Source organism: Pseudomonas sp. Van50, assembly GCF_055390755.1.
Genome location: NZ_AP024343.1, coordinates 6,062,986 through 6,078,652, shown reverse-complemented (window position 1 = coordinate 6,078,652; position 15,667 = coordinate 6,062,986). Strand labels below are relative to the sequence as shown.

Annotated in this window: 15 protein-coding genes, 4 tRNA genes and 1 pseudogene; 10 read left to right on the top strand and 10 right to left on the bottom strand. The window is 60.3% G+C overall.

What is annotated here, in order from left to right; genetic code table 11:
• Window positions 1–126 precede the first annotated feature (126 nt).
• The 6 genes from clpB (at window position 127) to ACZ5M5_RS26245 (ending at window position 5,174) form a co-directional block, all read left to right on the top strand.
• Window positions 127–2,691, top strand: a complete 2,565-nt coding sequence (gene clpB, locus ACZ5M5_RS26270; protein WP_053125348.1) for an ATP-dependent chaperone ClpB — start codon at window positions 127–129, stop codon at window positions 2,689–2,691.
• Window positions 2,692–2,990: 299 nt separating this feature from the next.
• Window positions 2,991–3,066, top strand: a tRNA-Asn gene (locus ACZ5M5_RS26265).
• Window positions 3,067–3,073: 7 nt separating this feature from the next.
• Window positions 3,074–3,150 (top strand) — tRNA-Pro (locus ACZ5M5_RS26260).
• A gap of 5 nt (window positions 3,151–3,155) precedes the next feature.
• Window positions 3,156–3,231, top strand: a tRNA-Lys gene (locus ACZ5M5_RS26255).
• Window positions 3,232–3,324: 93 nt separating this feature from the next.
• Window positions 3,325–3,401 (top strand) — tRNA-Pro (locus tag ACZ5M5_RS26250).
• Between the two features lie 147 nt (window positions 3,402–3,548).
• On the top strand, window positions 3,549–5,174 hold the full coding sequence (locus ACZ5M5_RS26245; protein ID WP_103311138.1) for a methyl-accepting chemotaxis protein: 1,626 nt from the start codon (window positions 3,549–3,551) through the stop codon (window positions 5,172–5,174).
• A gap of 152 nt (window positions 5,175–5,326) precedes the next feature.
• On the opposite strand, the gene ACZ5M5_RS26240 is transcribed toward ACZ5M5_RS26245, so the two are convergent.
• From ACZ5M5_RS26240 to ACZ5M5_RS26225, 4 genes are read right to left on the bottom strand one after another with little or no spacing between them, the layout of a single operon-like run.
• Entirely contained in the window at window positions 5,327–6,625 is a 1,299-nt protein-coding gene (locus ACZ5M5_RS26240) for an NAD(P)/FAD-dependent oxidoreductase (RefSeq protein ID WP_103310596.1), read from the bottom strand.
• A gap of 60 nt (window positions 6,626–6,685) precedes the next feature.
• Window positions 6,686–6,859, bottom strand: a complete 174-nt coding sequence (locus ACZ5M5_RS26235) for a DUF3094 family protein (protein WP_039593877.1) — start codon at window positions 6,857–6,859, stop codon at window positions 6,686–6,688.
• A gap of 52 nt (window positions 6,860–6,911) precedes the next feature.
• Window positions 6,912–7,439: an MOSC domain-containing protein gene (locus tag ACZ5M5_RS26230; RefSeq protein WP_060740575.1), complete on the bottom strand. Its 528-nt coding sequence runs from the start codon at window positions 7,437–7,439 to the stop codon at window positions 6,912–6,914.
• Window positions 7,436–8,062 (bottom strand): DUF1780 domain-containing protein, encoded by a 627-nt coding sequence (locus ACZ5M5_RS26225; RefSeq protein WP_025215531.1) that lies wholly within the window; start codon window positions 8,060–8,062, stop codon window positions 7,436–7,438. The genes ACZ5M5_RS26230 and ACZ5M5_RS26225 overlap by 4 nt, the downstream gene beginning before the upstream one ends.
• A 133-nt stretch (window positions 8,063–8,195) precedes the next feature.
• Here ACZ5M5_RS26225 and ACZ5M5_RS26220 point away from each other — a divergent pair, with 133 nt between their 5' ends.
• Together ACZ5M5_RS26220 and ACZ5M5_RS26215 are read left to right on the top strand one after the other, a co-directional pair.
• Window positions 8,196–8,882, top strand: a complete 687-nt coding sequence (locus ACZ5M5_RS26220; RefSeq protein ID WP_060740576.1) for an energy-coupling factor ABC transporter permease — start codon at window positions 8,196–8,198, stop codon at window positions 8,880–8,882.
• A gap of 63 nt (window positions 8,883–8,945) precedes the next feature.
• Entirely contained in the window at window positions 8,946–9,161 is a 216-nt protein-coding gene (locus ACZ5M5_RS26215; protein WP_053125334.1) for a hypothetical protein, read from the top strand.
• On the opposite strand, the gene yacG is transcribed toward ACZ5M5_RS26215, so the two are convergent.
• The 5 genes and pseudogenes from yacG to pilB all read right to left on the bottom strand — a co-directional run bounded on the left by yacG (window position 9,158) and on the right by pilB (window position 13,783).
• Entirely contained in the window at window positions 9,158–9,364 is a 207-nt protein-coding gene (gene yacG, locus ACZ5M5_RS26210; RefSeq protein WP_057450865.1) for a DNA gyrase inhibitor YacG, read from the bottom strand. The genes ACZ5M5_RS26215 and yacG overlap by 4 nt on opposite strands.
• Window positions 9,361–9,984, bottom strand: coding sequence for a dephospho-CoA kinase (gene coaE / locus ACZ5M5_RS26205; protein ID WP_060740577.1), 624 nt, complete (start codon window positions 9,982–9,984; stop codon window positions 9,361–9,363). Before coaE ends, yacG begins: the two co-directional genes overlap by 4 nt.
• Complete coding sequence (locus ACZ5M5_RS26200; RefSeq protein ID WP_060740578.1) at window positions 9,984–10,853, bottom strand: prepilin peptidase; 870 nt, start codon at window positions 10,851–10,853, stop codon at window positions 9,984–9,986. The genes coaE and ACZ5M5_RS26200 overlap by 1 nt, the downstream gene beginning before the upstream one ends.
• Before the next feature lies 1 nt (window position 10,854).
• Window positions 10,855–12,072, bottom strand: coding sequence for a type II secretion system F family protein (locus tag ACZ5M5_RS26195; protein WP_060740579.1), 1,218 nt, complete (start codon window positions 12,070–12,072; stop codon window positions 10,855–10,857).
• A gap of 2 nt (window positions 12,073–12,074) precedes the next feature.
• Window positions 12,075–13,783: pseudogene (gene pilB / locus ACZ5M5_RS26190) on the bottom strand (type IV-A pilus assembly ATPase PilB).
• 223 nt (window positions 13,784–14,006) lie between these two features.
• Here pilB and ACZ5M5_RS26185 point away from each other — a divergent pair.
• Both ACZ5M5_RS26185 and ACZ5M5_RS26180 read left to right on the top strand, forming a co-directional pair.
• Complete coding sequence (locus ACZ5M5_RS26185) at window positions 14,007–14,417, top strand: pilin (protein ID WP_060743129.1); 411 nt, start codon at window positions 14,007–14,009, stop codon at window positions 14,415–14,417.
• Window positions 14,418–14,686: 269 nt separating this feature from the next.
• On the top strand, window positions 14,687–15,040 hold the full coding sequence (locus ACZ5M5_RS26180; protein ID WP_103310593.1) for a BON domain-containing protein: 354 nt from the start codon (window positions 14,687–14,689) through the stop codon (window positions 15,038–15,040).
• A gap of 330 nt (window positions 15,041–15,370) precedes the next feature.
• Here the strand turns inward: ACZ5M5_RS26180 and ACZ5M5_RS26175 are convergent, their stop codons facing one another.
• Window positions 15,371–15,667: a DUF2845 domain-containing protein gene (locus ACZ5M5_RS26175; protein WP_060740581.1), complete on the bottom strand. Its 297-nt coding sequence runs from the start codon at window positions 15,665–15,667 to the stop codon at window positions 15,371–15,373.

Genomic DNA, 15,667 nt, shown 5'->3' with positions numbered 1-15,667 from the left:
TCCCTGATCTGCATCAAGGCTGCGCTGCTTGAAACTTCCAGAATCGACCACATCTATAAGGGTATCTGGCAGGTTTCTTCATTCAGGATGTGTTTAGGTCCGGCCTGCTCAAAAGGAAGGTGACCCATGCGTATTGATCGTTTAACCAGCAAATTACAATTGGCCCTGTCCGATGCCCAGTCCCTGGCCGTCGGCCTGGACCACCCCGGTATCGAACCGGCGCATTTGATGCAGGCCATGCTTGAACAGCAGGGCGGCTCCATCAAGCCCCTGTTGATGCAGGTCGGCTTTGACGTCAACAGCCTGCGCAAAGAACTGGCCAAGGAGCTCGACCAGTTACCCAAGATCCAGAATCCGACCGGTGACGTGAACATGTCCCAGGATCTGGCGCGACTGCTCAACCAGGCCGACCGCCTGGCCCAGCAGAAGGGCGACCAGTTCATTTCCAGCGAATTGGTGCTGCTCGCCGCCATGGACGAGAACAGCAAGCTCGGCAAGCTGCTGCTCGGCCAAGGGGTGAGCAAGAAAGCCCTGGAAAATGCCATCAACAACCTGCGTGGCGGCGAAGCGGTCAACGACGCCAATCACGAGGAGTCACGCCAGGCGCTGGACAAATACACCGTCGACCTGACCAAGCGCGCCGAGGAAGGCAAGCTCGACCCGGTGATCGGTCGCGACGATGAAATCCGCCGCACGATCCAGGTGCTGCAACGCCGCACCAAGAACAACCCGGTGCTGATCGGTGAGCCAGGCGTGGGTAAAACCGCCATCGCCGAGGGCCTGGCCCAGCGCATTATCAACGGCGAAGTGCCGGACGGCCTCAAGGGCAAGCGCCTGTTGTCCCTGGACATGGGGGCCTTGATCGCCGGTGCCAAGTACCGTGGCGAGTTCGAAGAACGGCTCAAGGCTTTGCTCAATGAACTGTCCAAGCAAGAAGGGCAGATCATCCTGTTCATCGACGAACTGCACACCATGGTCGGTGCGGGCAAGGGCGAGGGTTCGATGGACGCCGGCAACATGCTCAAGCCTGCGTTGGCCCGGGGCGAGTTGCACTGCGTCGGCGCGACCACGCTCAACGAGTACCGCCAATATATAGAGAAGGATGCGGCGCTGGAGCGGCGCTTCCAGAAAGTGCTGGTGGAGGAACCGAGCGAAGAAGACACCATCGCCATCCTGCGCGGCCTTAAAGAGCGCTATGAAGTTCACCACAAGGTGGCGATCACCGACGGCGCGATCATCGCCGCGGCCAAGCTCAGCCACCGCTACATCACCGACCGTCAATTGCCGGACAAGGCCATCGACCTGATCGACGAGGCGGCCAGCCGCATCCGCATGGAGATCGACTCCAAGCCGGAAGTGCTGGATCGCCTGGAGCGGCGCCTGATCCAGCTCAAGGTCGAGTCCCAGGCCCTGAAGAAAGAAAGCGACGAAGCGGCGAAGAAACGTCTGGAAAGGTTGCAGGAAGAAATCGTTCGTCACGAACGCGAGTATTCCGACCTCGAGGAAATCTGGAACTCGGAGAAAGCCGAGGTCCAGGGCTCGGCGCAGATCCAGCAAAAGATCGAACAGTCTCGCCAGGAACTGGAAGCGGCTCGCCGCAAAGGCGACCTCAACCGCATGGCCGAGCTGCAGTACGGGGTGATCCCGGACCTGGAGCGCAGCCTGCAGATGGTCGACCAGCACGGCAAGAGCGAAAACCAGTTGCTGCGCAGCAAGGTCACCGAGGAAGAAATCGCCGAGGTGGTGTCCAAGTGGACCGGCATTCCGGTCTCGAAAATGCTCGAGGGCGAGCGCGACAAGCTGCTGAAGATGGAAAGCCTGCTGCACCAGCGCGTGATTGGCCAGGAAGAAGCGGTAGTGGCGGTCTCCAACGCTGTGCGCCGGTCCCGCGCCGGGTTGTCGGACCCTAATCGTCCAAGTGGCTCGTTCATGTTCCTCGGCCCGACCGGCGTCGGTAAAACCGAGCTGTGCAAGGCGCTGGCCGAGTTCCTCTTCGACACCGAAGAGGCCATGGTGCGCATCGACATGTCCGAGTTCATGGAGAAGCATTCCGTGGCACGGCTGATCGGTGCGCCACCGGGTTATGTCGGCTATGAAGAGGGTGGTTACCTGACCGAGGCTGTGCGTCGCAAGCCGTACTCGGTGATCCTGCTCGATGAGGTCGAGAAGGCGCACCCGGATGTGTTCAATATCCTGCTGCAAGTGCTGGAGGATGGTCGTCTGACCGACAGCCACGGACGTACGGTGGACTTCCGCAACACGGTGATCGTGATGACCTCCAACCTGGGCTCGACACAGATCCAGGAGTTGGTGGGCGACCGTGAGGCGCAGCGCGCGGCGGTGATGGATGCGATCTCTACCCACTTCCGCCCGGAATTCATCAACCGGGTCGACGAGGTGGTGATCTTCGAGCCGTTGGCCCGGGATCAGATTGCCGGCATTACCGAGATCCAATTGGGTCGTCTGCGCAGCCGTCTCACCGAGCGCGAGCTCAAGCTGCAATTGAGCGACGAGGCCTTGGACAAGCTGATCGCGGTGGGTTACGACCCGGTCTACGGTGCGCGGCCGCTCAAACGAGCGATCCAGCGCTGGATCGAAAACCCGCTGGCGCAGTTGATTCTGTCCGGTCGCTTCATGCCGGGCGAAACCGTAACCGGTACGGTGGAGAACGACGAAATCGTCTTCAACTGAAGGGCGGCTCTGTCGGCGATGGAAATGGCCTTGCCTTGCAAGGCCATTTTTTTCATCAGGCCGTTGAACTCAAAGGAAAAGGCTTGTAAAGTGCGCCCCGCAGTACGTCACCCCAAGGGCGACTTCTCACTGAGAAGGAATCCAAAATAAGTTGCAAATCATTGTCTTGAAAGCAATTTAAGGGGTTGACAGAGGTTTTGAAGATTGTAGAATAGCGCGCCTCAGACACACGAACGCAGCGATGCGTAAGGGTAGAAGAGGTTGAAGCTAGCTTCAACGTTGTAGCTTGAAATATCAGTTCCGTGATAGCTCAGTCGGTAGAGCAAATGACTGTTAATCATTGGGTCCCAGGTTCGAGTCCTGGTCACGGAGCCATTTCAATCGGGGTATAGCGCAGTCCGGTAGCGCGCCTGCTTTGGGAGCAGGATGTCAGGAGTTCGAATCCCCTTACCCCGACCATATTTGGGTCGTTAGCTCAGTTGGTAGAGCAGTTGGCTTTTAACCAATTGGTCGTAGGTTCGAATCCCACACGACCCACCATTTTTGAAACCAGTTCGCTGGAATCGAATCTTAAGATCAGAGGCCAAAAGCGCTGATCGAGAAGGCGACTTGCGAAGGTCGCCTTTTTTTTACCGGGGTATAGCGCAGTCCGGTAGCGCGCCTGCTTTGGGAGCAGGATGTCAGGAGTTCGAATCCCCTTACCCCGACCATATTGAAAATCCTCGTATCGAAAGATACGGGGATTTTTTTTTGCCCGTAATAAAGTGGACTGACTTAAGTCGTCGTACGACCTGCCGATAACCCAGCGACAGGGGCGTGGCCCCATCTCAGGCCAACAATAAAAAAAGGCACCCCTTATGGTTCTTCGTCAGTTGAATATTGCCCCGCGTGCCGCGTTGGGTTTTGCCTTGATTGCCGTGTTGGTGGCGTTGCTCGGGGTATTCGCGCTGGGGCAGATGTCGAGCATCCGTGACAGTGAAGTCGCCGTGGAAACCCAATGGCTGCCCAGCATCCGTGGAGGTGATGAGATTCGCGAGTGGATGCTGCGTATCCGCACGATTTCCCTGCGCATGGCCCTGGACCAGGACCCGAAGAATATCCCGGTGTACCGCGGACAAATGGACACCCGTGACAAAGAACTGGGCGAAAAAATCGCGGCTTACGAAAAGCTTGTCGTGACGCCTGAAGGCAGGGCCCTTTACGACCAATTCAAGCAGACCTTTGCCGCTTACCGTACCGGTATCGCGCAATCCTTCACCCTGGCGGAGCAGGGGCGTCGGGACGAGCTGATCAAGCTGTTGCTGGTGGACATGAAGACCGTGGTGGATGGTTCCGGCAAGCAGCTCAACGATCTGGCGGAGTTGTTCTCCAAACAGGTGTCCATCGAGAGCCAGAAGTCCCAGGAGCACTACACCAACTCCCGGATGATCGTCAGCCTGTTCGTGGTGCTCGCGGCCCTGGCCACGGTCGTGCTGGCCATGCTGCTCACCCGCAGTATCGTCAAACCCTTGGGCGAGGCGCTGAATGCCGCTGAGAGCGTGGCCCGAGGTGACCTGACCCGACCGATCGAGACCCATGGCAACGACGAAGTGAGCCGCTTGCTCAAGGCGCTGGCGACCATGCAGCAGAACCTGCGGGAAACCCTGCAGGGCATCAGCGGCTCGGCTGCACAGCTGGCCACCGCCGCTGATGAGCTGAACGCCGTCACGCTCGACAGCACCCACAGCCTGCAACAACAGAATAATGAAATTGAACAAGCTGCCACGGCGGTCACTGAAATGACCACGGCCGTGGAAGAGGTCGCGCGCAATGCGGTTTCCACCTCCGATGCCACGCGTCAGTCCAGTGAATCGGCGTCCCTGGGGCAGCAGCGGGTCAGCGACACAGTCGATGCCATCGGTGCCCTTGCCAGCGATGTGCAGGTGACGGGTGGCCTGGTGCAATCGTTGGCCAACCAATCGCAGGATATCGGCAAGGTGCTGGACGTGATCCGCGCCATCGCCGAGCAGACCAACCTGCTGGCCCTCAACGCCGCCATTGAAGCGGCCCGGGCGGGTGAGAGCGGACGTGGGTTTGCGGTGGTGGCGGACGAAGTCCGGGCGCTGGCTTATCGCACGCAGCAATCGACCCAGGAAATCGAGCAAATGGTCCAGGGCATGCGCAGCGGTGCCACCCAGGCACTCGATTCCATGCAGGCCAGTTCCAGTCGCGCCGCCAGCACCCTGGCCATGGCGGAGCGGGCAGGGGACGCGCTGCAGACCATCACGGCCTCGGTCAATGAAATCCACGAACGCAACCTGGTCATCGCCAGCGCCGCCGAAGAACAGGCGCAAGTGGCCCGCGAGGTGGATCGCAACCTGGTGAACATTCGTGATTTGTCGGTGCGCTCGGCCTCCGGTGCGGACCAGACCAGTGCCTCCAGCCATGAGTTGTCGCAACTGGCGAATTCGCTGCGCACGATGGTGCAGCGGTTTCAGGTTTGATTGAGGGTTAAGCACTGGCTGTGCCGCCCTCATCGCGAGCAAGCTCGCTCCCACAGGATGACCGCGATCAACTGTGGGAGCGAGCTTGCTCGCGATTGCGATGGATCATTCAGCCTCGATATTGCTGATCCAGCGCAATCGTCAGTCAGGCCTCAGTGCAACTTCAGCCTAGGTTCGGTCCCGCGCCCGATCTTGCTGCCCAGCATCAGCATGGCCGTGCGGAACATCCCGTACAGCGCCATCTGGTGCATGCGGTACAGCGAGACGTAGAACATCCGCGCCAACCAGCCTTCGAGCATTACGCTGCCGGTCAGGTTGCCCATCAGGTTGCCCACCGCCGAGAACCGTGACAGCGAAATCAGCGAGCCGTAGTCGGTGTATTTGTAGTCGGGCAGGGCCTTGCCTTCGATTCGCAGCTTCAGGGATTTGGCCAGCAGCGAGGCCTGCTGGTGCGCGGCCTGGGCGCGGGGCGGAACATTGCGATCACTGCCGGGTTGCGGGCAGGCGGCGCAATCGCCGAAGGCGAAGATGTTCTCGTCGCGGGTGGTTTGTAGCGTCGGCAGCACTTGCAACTGGTTGATCCGGTTGGTCTCCAGTCCGTCGATGTCCTTGAGGAAGTCCGGGGCGCGAATCCCGGCGGCCCAGACTTTCAGGCTCGCGTCGATCACCTGGCCGTCCGCGGTAATCAGGCTGTCGGCGGTCACCTGGCTGACGGCGGCGTTGGTCATGACGTTGACCCCGAGTTTCTCCAGGGTCTTGTGCACCGGCCCGCCGATACGCTCCGGCAGCGCTGGCAAGACCCGTGGACCCGCCTCGATCAGGGTGATGTGCATGTTCTCCGGCTTGATCCGGTCCAGGCCATAGGCGTGCAGTTCGTGAGCGGCATTATGCAGTTCGGCCGCCAGTTCGACACCGGTCGCACCGGCGCCGACGATGGCGACGCTGATGCGCTCGACAATATCGGTCTGTCCGGCGTGGGCACGCAGATAGTGGTGGAGCAATTGCTGATGGAAGCGCTCGGCCTGCTTGCGCGTGTCGAGGAACAGGCAGTGCTGCGCCGCGCCTTCGGTACCGAAGTCATTGGTGGTGCTGCCGACGGCAATCACCAGGCTGTCGTAGCCCAATTCCCGAGCCGGCAACAGCTCGACGCCCGCCTCGTCATAGGTGGCGGCCAGCTGGATTCTCTTGCGCTCCCGGTCCAGGCCGCTCATGCGCCCAAGCTGGAACTCGAAATGGTTCCATTTTGCCTGGGCGACGTAGTTGAGTTCGTCTTCGGAAGAGTTCAGGGAGCCGGCAGCCACTTCATGCAGCAGGGGTTTCCAGATGTGGGTCAGGTTCGCGTCGACCAGCATCACACTGGCCGTGCCACGCTTGCCCAGAGTCTTACCCAGACGGGTAGCCAACTCCAGACCGCCGGCGCCGCCGCCAACGATGACAATACGATGAGTCATGGGGATATCTCGCAAGGCTAAAGGAATTCGGTACCGTTACCCGAGCGAGCGCCAAGCGGCTCATAGCGTCAGGTAACTGATCAGTCGGCTCAACAGGCCCAGGCCAATCGTGATGGCCAGTACCACCACCAGGAGCATCCACGGCCGGAAAGGCCGGCGCTCGACTCGGTGCTGGGACAGTTGCAGGTACTCTTCGACATGCTTCTGGTCATCTGGGTTCAGGCGGCTGGTCATAAAGGCCTCGTCAGGTAGACGTTGCGAAAGGTGAAGGCGTTACAGCGTCCGGCTAGCCGGCATTGAAAGCAGCGTAGCCGCTCGCCGGCACAGGTTCGACGCTCAGGCTGTCGTCCAGGCGAATGATTCCACTTTTTAACACCCGGGCGGTGATTCCGCCATGGCCGCGTACGGCCTGGAACGTACCTTCGCCGAGGTTGCGCTCCAATCGGGCGCAAGGCTGGCACCAGCCGGTGGTTTCGAAGATGGCTTGGCCGATGCGAAAGCGCCGGCCCTTGAGGCTGAACAGATTGATGCCGCTGACCACTATATTGCGTCGCAGCTCCTGTGGCAGCACCGGCTGGTCCTCGGGGCGGCCCATCAGCGAGCCGATCACGGCCAGGTGTTCCCATTGGATCAACGTCACTTGTCGCGCATTGCGTACACCGGGGCGGGCATGATCGCCGGTCAGTCCGGCTTCCAGGCGGGCCTCCACGGCGTCCAGTTCGATCATCGGCGCGTGACCCTGGGGGCGCACGCCAATCCAGCGTACGCGGCCCTGCTGCGGCACGGCGGCGATCAGTTCCTGCAATGGGCTCACAGGCTGATCCCGACGTCGAACACGATGCTGCGCCCCAGGTTGCCTCGCAAAAAATCCGGCGCGTCGGGGTGGGCGAACAGCACCCGGGCAAACGTCGGCCCCACCAGCGACAGCGAGCGCCAGCCCTGGCGCAGGTATTCGGTCGGCGGTGGAAAGTGACTGTTGAGGTCCAACACTTCGCGCTTGAGGCTGGCGAAGGCGATGATGTCCAGGTCGCCCAGGTCCATGCCGCGTTCGGTGTAGTTGTGGGCTTTCTTGCGCAGGGTCGGGGCCAGGCGCATCAGGAATTCATTGGCCGGGATTCGCCGGGGCTTGGCCTCGCGGCGCACCAGCTGGCTGAGGGAAAAGGCGCTGCGGCGACGTTGCAGTTCATCGCGCCATTCGTCATTGAGACGGCGGCCCTCGTCGAGCACGAAAAACACCTCGAAATTGGCATCCCGAAACAGCACGTCCGGTGGCTCGCCGGCCGGGGCGAACTCGTCGGCGCGATAAGGCACGTTCAGCCCTTGCAGCAGACGCTGGCAGACCCAACGCTCACGCTCCCATTTGCGGGCATTGGAGAGAAAGGCGTTGGCTTGCTCGGCCGCGATGGTCAGCAGGCGTAAATAATCGGAATCATCCATGAGCCCAAGCTTAGCGTTCAATTGCGACAAGCTGAAAGCGTTGCGTGGATTAATGGACGTTATGGGTGGGGGTGTAGACTGCTGGTTTGAAGTAACCCCTGTTTGAGACAAGGGCAAGCGAAAGGAGTAGTCCATGATCGGTGCTGAACTGCTATCACCGCAAACCCTGGCGGTCGGTTGGCTGGTTTATGTGCCGGTGTTGGCCTGGGCTGTGGCGCGGGCACCGTGGGTCGAGCTGTTCACGGACAGCCGTCGCCAGCATTTGCTGTTCGGCACGGTGCTGGCGTTGTTCATGCTGTGGCTGGTGCGACGGGATTTCGATACGGGTGTCTCGTATCATTTCATTGGCATGACTGCCGTGACGCTGCTGCTGGACTGGCCATTGGCGATCCTGGGTGGCCTGTGCGCGCAGATGGCGCTGGTGCTGCTGGGGCGTCAGGACATGGCGGCGGTCGGAGTCAACGGTGCGCTGCTGATCCTGCTGCCGGTGCTGATCACTGAATGTTGCGCAATCCTGGTGGAGCGCGCCCAGCCGCGTAACCTGTTTGTGTATATCTTCTGTTCGGGGTTCCTGGCTGCCGCGCTTTCGGCATTGGCCTGCCTGCTGCTGGGGCTCGGTTTGCTCTGGTACGACGGCCTGTTTGCCATGCCTTACTGGCTGGAGGACTTCATCGGCTACCTCTGGCTGATCATTTTTCCCGAAGCGTTCATCAACGGCATGGTGATCAGTGCGTTGGTGGTGTTCAGCCCCGAATGGCTGGAGACCTTCAACCGCACGCGCTACCTGTCGGCACCGTGGAACGATGATGACAAGCCTTGATTCACGTCAAGGCTGCCCCACCGCACGCCCTGCATGCTCTGGAAAACTTCCAGGAGTACAACCATGAGTGTTTATGAGTGGGCCAGGCAAGAGATCAGGCGTAGCCACGATGCCGCAATGGAGATCGGTTTCGACCCGGGCTTGAGCCTGCGTGCCTTGCTCAGTGCGATCGTGCAGCAGAGCAAGACAGTACGCAGCGCTGAAGACCTGGCCGACGAGTTGAGTTTCCTGGCGGAAAACCTCGACGACGAACAGGACTACGGTTTCATGCGGCCTTAGTGATGTGAGCGAGGCTCGAAATCTTCGCTGAACAGCTCATCCTCGGCGTCGGGGCTGACCGGGATCTTGTGTTCTTCCGACGCCCAGGCGCCGAGGTCGATCAGTTTGCAGCGATCAGAACAGAACGGCCGGAATGTGCTCTGCGGGCTCCATTCCACAGGGGCGCCACAGGTTGGGCAATCAACGGTTGGGGTTTGGCTCATGAGTGGCCTCCACGCAAAGTAAGGTAAAAGTGATGCAGGCGCTCGACCTCGCTGTGCAGCCAGGCGAGGTCGCGATCATTGACCACCACGTCGTCGGCATGGCTCAGGCGATCCTGGCGGCTGGACTGGGCCTTGAGGATCGCCTGGACCTGCTGTTCGCTGGTCTGGTCGCGCTGCAACGTACGTTCGATCTGCAGTTGTTCCGGCGCATCGATCACCAGGATCCGCTGGGTCATGGCGTACTGCCCTGACTCGATCAGCAGCGGCGACACCAGGATCGCGTAGGGCGATTGTGCCTGAGCCAGGTGATGGGCGATTTCCTCGGCGATCAGCGGATGCAGCAGTGCTTCGAGCCAGCGGCGTTCATCGGCATGCTCGAAAATCAGCTTGCGCAGCGCCGCCCGGTCCAGGGCGCCGTCGGCCTGCAATACGCCAGGGCCGAAGTGCTCGGCGATTTTCGCCAGCGCCGGGCGCCCGGGCTCGACCACCCAGCGTGCCGCATGATCGGCGTCGATGACGTGCACACCCAGATCGATGAAATGCTGGGCCGCCGCGCTCTTGCCGCTGCCGATGCCACCGGTCAGGCCGAGAATCCAGGGTTTTTCCAGAGGGGTATTCATTAGAAACCGACAGACTGCCAATAGAAGTCGGTTATTTGACCACCCCAGAGCAAGGCAATCCAGCCGGCAATGGCCAGATAAGGTCCGAAGGGGATCTGCGTCGACCCGGGCGCATCACGCAAGCGCAGCACAATGACCCCGATAACGGCGCCCACCAGCGACGACAACAGCAGCGTCAGCGGCAGGACCTGCCAGCCGCCCCAGGCGCCCAGCATCGCCAGCAGCTTGAAATCCCCGTAGCCCATGCCTTCCTTGCCGGTGATCAGCTTGAACACCCAGAATACCGACCACAGCGCCAGGTAGCCGGCCACCGCGCCCCACATCGCCTGGTCCAGGGAAACGAACAGCCCGAAGCTGTTGACGATCAAGCCCAGCCACAACAACGGCAACACCAGGGTATCGGGCAGCAGTTGATGCTCGGCGTCGATCAGGCTCATGGCCAGCAGGCCCCAGGTCAACACCATCACCATCGCGGCGTGCCAGCCAAAGCCGAAATGCCAGGCGACGAACGCCGACAATGCGCCGCAGGCCACTTCGGTCAGGGGGTAACGCTTGCCGATGGGCGCGGCGCAGCTCGAACAGCGGCCACGCAGCATCAGGTAGCTCAACAGCGGAATGTTCTCCCAGGCGCGGATGCGATGGCCGCAGTGCGGGCATTGGGAATGGGGCAGCATGAGGTTGTAGACCGGGCCCGGGGTTTCGGCCGGCAGGCCCAACAGGTCGTGGGCTTGCAGGCGCCATTCGCGGTTGAGCATCTTCGGCAGGCGCCACACCACCACGTTGAGGAAGCTGCCGACGATCAGGCCGAGCAATGCCGCAACAAGCACGAAAGCCACGGGATACAGCACGAGAAATTCGCTCAGGGGCATGTCAGATCGCAGAGCCGAGTTGAAAGATGGGCAGGTACATGGCGACTACCAGGCCACCCACGACGACCCCCAGGATCACCATGATGAAGGGTTCCATCAGGCTGGTGAGGTTGTCCACCAGATTGTCCACTTCGGCCTCATAAAAACTCGCCACTTTGTCGAGCATGTCGTCCAGCGCGCCGGATTCCTCGCCGATGGCGGTCATCTGGATGGCCAGGTTCGGAAAGATCCCTGACGCGCGCATGGAAAAATTCAACTGCATGCCAGTGGAGACGTCCTGGCGGATGCGCTGCACAGCGCGCTTGAACACCACGTTGCCGGTGGCGCCCGATACCGAGTCGAGGGCTTCGACCAGCGGCACGCCGGCGGCGAATGTCGTCGAGAGCGTGCGGGCGTAGCGGGCCACGGCGGACTTGTACATCAAGGCGCCTATCAGCGGTAGTTTGAGTAGCCATTTATCGCGCCAGTCACGAAAGCGCTCGGAACGCCTGAGGGCGTATTTCACGCCAAAAAATGTCCCTACAAGCCCGCCAAGCACCACCCACCACCAATCCTGCAAGAATTCCGACAGGCCGATGACCATTACCGTGAAGGCCGGTAGCTGTGCACCGAACCCTGAAAAGACCGATTCGAACTGCGGCACCACCTTGACCAGCAGGATGCCGGTGACCACCGCAGCGACGAGTATCACCGCCGTCGGGTAGGTCATGGCTTTCTTGATCTTGGCCTTGAGCGCTTCGCTCTTTTCCTTGTAGGTCGCGACCCGATCCAGCAGCGTATCCAGGGCACCGGCCTGTTCACCGGCATCCACCAGGTTGCAGTACAAATCGTCGAAGTACTGCGGGCATTTGCGCAGCGAGGCGGCGAAGCTGTTGCCGGCGGCGACTTCCTGTTTCACCTGGTCCACCAGCTTGCGCATGTTGGCGTTGTCGAAGCCTTCGCCGATGATGTCGAACGCCTGCAACAGCGGCACGCCAGCCTTGAGCATCGTTGCCATCTGGCGGGTGAAGAGGGCGATATCCAGCGGCTTGATGCGCTTGCCCTTGCTGAATATCGAGGTGGATTTCTTGCGCACCTTCTCCGGGTTGATGCCTTGTTTGCGCAGTTGTGCCTTGACCAGGGCCGGGCTCTGTCCCGTCAGCTCGCCGGTCATTTTCGCGCCTTTGCGGTCTTTGCCTTCCCACGTATAGACGTCGGTTTTTACTGCCTTGACCGCCATGCTCAATCCTTGGTGACCCGGTTGATTTCCTCGAGGCTGGTGACGCCCTGCATCACTTTGAGCAGCCCCGATGTGCGCAGGTCATTGAAGCCGTCCTTGCGCATTTGCAGATCGATTTCCAGCGAGTTGCCCTCGGCCATGATCAACCGTTGCAGCTCGGGCGTGTTCTTGACCACTTCGTAAACCCCCACGCGCCCTTTGTAACCGTGGTTGCACTGTTGGCAACCGACCGGCTCATAGATCGTGAATGTGCCGATGCGTTCCCGGGGAAACCTTCCTTGAGCAGGGTTTCCTCGGGAATCTCGATGGCTTTCTTGCAGTGGGCGCAGAGCTTGCGCGCCAACCGCTGGGCGATGATCAGGTGCACGGCGGTGGCGATGTTGAACCCTGGAATGCCCATGTTCTGCAAGCGGATCAGGGTTTCGGCGGCGCTGTTGGTGTGCAGTGTGGAGAGCACCAGGTGGCCGGTCTGGGCGGCCTTGATGGCGATTTCGGCGGTTTCCAGGTCGCGGATCTCGCCGACCATGATCACGTCCGGGTCCTGGCGCAGGAATGAGCGCAGGGCCTGGGCGAAGTCCAGCCCCTGGCGCGGGTTCACGTTGACCTGGTTGATGCCTTCCATGTTGATCTCCACCGGGTCTTCGGCGGTGGAGATGTTGATGTCCACGGTATTGAGGATATTCAGCCCGGTGTACAGCGACACGGTCTTGCCCGAGCCGGTCGGGCCGGTGACCAGGATCAGCCCTTGTGGCTGTTTGAGGGCGGCCATGTACAGGTCTTTCTGATCCGGCTCGTAGCCCAGGGCATCGATGCCCATTTGCGCACTGGAGGGGTCGAGGATCCGGATCACCACTTTTTCGCCCCAGAGCGTCGGCAGGGTGTTGACCCGGAAGTCGATGGACTTGGTTTTCGACAGGCGCATTTTCAGCCGGCCGTCCTGGGGTTTGCGCCGTTCGGAAATATCGAGGCTGGCCATGACTTTCAGGCGGGCGGCGATACGGGTCGCCAGTTGGATCGGCGGCCGGGCCACTTCCCGCAGCATGCCGTCGGTGCGCACCCGCACCCGGTAGATTTTTTCGTAAGGCTCGAAGTGCAGGTCGGAAGAGCCGCCCTTGATCGCGTCCAGCAGCATCTTGTTGACGAAACGCACCACGGGCGCGTCGTCGGCGTCCTGGTTGCCGATGGAATCCTGCTTGGTGTCGTCGATCGATTCGATGTCCAGACCGTCCAGACCGTCCAGGTCGACATCGCCCATGCCTTCCAGGCCCGTGCTATTGGATTCGAAAAACTTTTCGATGGCGTCGCTGAGCTTGTCGTCTTCTACCAGGATGGCTTCGGTGGTCAGGCCGGTACTGAATTGAATGTCATTGATGGCTTGGTGATTGGTGGGGTCGGAGATGCCCACGAACAACTTGTTGCCGCGTCGCCACAGCGGCAGGACGTGATGTTGGCGCACCAGTTTTTCGCTGACCAGGCCCGTGGGTTGGGTGTCCTTGTCCAGGCTGTTGAGGTCCAGCAGGGCGACGCCGAAATGCTCCGAGGCGATCTCCGCGACCTGGCGGCTCTGGACCAGTTTGTTCTGCACCAGGTAGCTGACCAGGGGGATGCGACTGCGTTGGGCCTGTTGATACGCCTGTTGCGCACTTTGCTCGGTGAGCAGTTCAGCCAGCACCAATTGCTTGGTCAGGCCGCTGAGGGCGATGTCATTCATGGGGATTCCGGCGGCGGACAGTTCATGACTTATAGCCTAGTCAAGCATCGACGCCAAACCAGCGAGCCAGGGTGACAAAAAACGTCAGATAGTGCGGTTGTTGAGGTAGGACGTCGCCGTTGTGCGGGCTCAACCCCTTTATCGATGGCGCTTCAGGGTTGGCATGTGCCCTGCAATGGCTGTTTCAGGTCATGAGATTTCGACTCATGCATGGGAGATGTCTATGAATAAGCAAACGGGCTTTACGCTGATCGAGCTGCTGATCGTCGTGGCGATCATTGGCATTCTGGCGACCTTTGCGTTGCCGCAATATTCCAAATATCAGGCACGGGCCAAGGCTACGGCCGGGCTGGGGGAAATTTCTGCGTTGAAGGTACCGTACGAGGACATGATGAATCAGGGGACCAGCCCGACGGCGGCCAACATGAACATCACGACACCTACCAGCAACTGCGCAATCGCAGTCACGGGCACTGCCGCGGCAGGCACGGGGACCATCGTTTGTACCCTCTCGAATGCTCCTGCTGCCGTAGCGGGTAAGACAATCACCCTTAGTCGTGATGCCGCCGGCGTCTGGACATGCGCATCTAACGCTGCCAAGGAATTCCTGCCGGCTGGCTGCCCTGGCGTCTGATTTTCAGTATTGGGAGGGGGGCGCGTGCCCTCTCCACATAAATCCTCCGAAATTCATAAGCTTAGCAACCGCTCAAAACCCGCAAGTTGCATGTCCAGAATCAACGCTTCGTGCATTTTGCATGATCATGAAAAATACCGCTTCGCTTAACTTGCTGATTTATAAGAAATTTATAAATTTTTCAAAACTGGCACAGCCTTCGCACTACTCCTGTTAACCCTGCCGGGATGCACCTCCGGCAGTTTCTGAGAAAAACAGGAGTTACTCGTATGAAGAAGTTCGCTATCACTGCCGCCGCTGCTACCGCACTGACCCTGACCATGGCTAGCGCATTCGCCGAGACCACTCAAGCAACTCAGGCTCCTATGATGCTGGCCGCAGGCGAGGTGACAGAGGCCAAGGAAGCCACCTCCGATACCTGGATCACCACCAAAGTCAAAGCTGACCTGGTCACCGAAAAAGGCATTCCAGGTACCGACATCAAAGTCGAAACCAACAAAGGCGTTGTGTCGCTGTCGTCCACTGTTGCCGTGACCGACGCCCAGAAAACCACCGCCGTGGCAATCGCCAAGAAAATCAAAGGCGTCAAGGCCGTATCGGCTGACGGCCTGAAAGCCGAGTAAGGCTAAGACTTCTCGCCTGGACTGGGAGAGGGCACGGCAAGCGGGCTGAGTCATACGCTTGCCGTTGCTTTGGAGTTCATGCGAAAGGCCACAGGGACGTGGCCATTACAGGCCCCCGGCATTCGTGCCAGGGGCCTGTTCTATTCTGGGGAGAAAAAATGTGCGGTCCGGCCGGGGAAATCGAGTTGCCCTTATCGCGAGCAAGCTCGCTCCCACAGGGATCGAGTTCCTTCAGAAAAAGTGATCAAGCTGTTCCACAGGGATCGAGTTCTGCCAGAAGGAATGCGGTCAAATGTGGGAGCGAGCTTGCTCGCGATGGCGGCGGCACATTCACCGTCCCCGCTTGCTGGTGATCTGCACCAGCCGATTCCCCTCGAAGCGCAGGTACTGATACATGCCGCTGTTGGGCCCGTAGGTCCATTCCTCCACCGGGTATTCTTCCCGGCGATTGACACTGCGTTTGTAGCCCAGGTCATCCCGCGCCACAGGCTGCCCGCACTTTTGCAGCACTTCGCTGGAGCGGTCGCCGACGCTGATCAACTGGCTGCCGCAGCGCAGCGTATCGGCCGCCGACGCTTGGCCGGCGGCGAGCAATAGACCCAGGCTGAGCCCGTACACACACTTCAT

Bases quoted from the DNA above. Each gene is read 5' to 3' on its own strand.
- clpB (WP_053125348.1), top strand. From the start codon at position 127: ATGCGTATTGATCGTTTAACCAGCAAATTACAATTGGCCCTGTCCGAT.
- ACZ5M5_RS26245 (WP_103311138.1), top strand. From the start codon at position 3,549: ATGGTTCTTCGTCAGTTGAATATTGCCCCGCGTGCCGCGTTGGGTTTT.
- ACZ5M5_RS26240 (WP_103310596.1), bottom strand. From the start codon at position 6,625: ATGACTCATCGTATTGTCATCGTTGGCGGCGGCGCCGGCGGTCTGGAG.
- ACZ5M5_RS26235 (WP_039593877.1), bottom strand. From the start codon at position 6,859: ATGACCAGCCGCCTGAACCCAGATGACCAGAAGCATGTCGAAGAGTAC.
- ACZ5M5_RS26225 (WP_025215531.1), bottom strand. From the start codon at position 8,062: ATGGATGATTCCGATTATTTACGCCTGCTGACCATCGCGGCCGAGCAA.
- ACZ5M5_RS26220 (WP_060740576.1), top strand. From the start codon at position 8,196: ATGATCGGTGCTGAACTGCTATCACCGCAAACCCTGGCGGTCGGTTGG.
- ACZ5M5_RS26215 (WP_053125334.1), top strand. From the start codon at position 8,946: ATGAGTGTTTATGAGTGGGCCAGGCAAGAGATCAGGCGTAGCCACGAT.
- yacG (WP_057450865.1), bottom strand. From the start codon at position 9,364: ATGAGCCAAACCCCAACCGTTGATTGCCCAACCTGTGGCGCCCCTGTG.
- coaE (WP_060740577.1), bottom strand. From the start codon at position 9,984: ATGAATACCCCTCTGGAAAAACCCTGGATTCTCGGCCTGACCGGTGGC.
- ACZ5M5_RS26200 (WP_060740578.1), bottom strand. From the start codon at position 10,853: ATGCCCCTGAGCGAATTTCTCGTGCTGTATCCCGTGGCTTTCGTGCTT.
- ACZ5M5_RS26195 (WP_060740579.1), bottom strand. From the start codon at position 12,072: ATGGCGGTCAAGGCAGTAAAAACCGACGTCTATACGTGGGAAGGCAAA.
- ACZ5M5_RS26185 (WP_060743129.1), top strand. From the start codon at position 14,007: ATGAATAAGCAAACGGGCTTTACGCTGATCGAGCTGCTGATCGTCGTG.
- ACZ5M5_RS26180 (WP_103310593.1), top strand. From the start codon at position 14,687: ATGAAGAAGTTCGCTATCACTGCCGCCGCTGCTACCGCACTGACCCTG.
- ACZ5M5_RS26175 (WP_060740581.1), bottom strand. From the start codon at position 15,667: ATGAAGTGTGTGTACGGGCTCAGCCTGGGTCTATTGCTCGCCGCCGGC.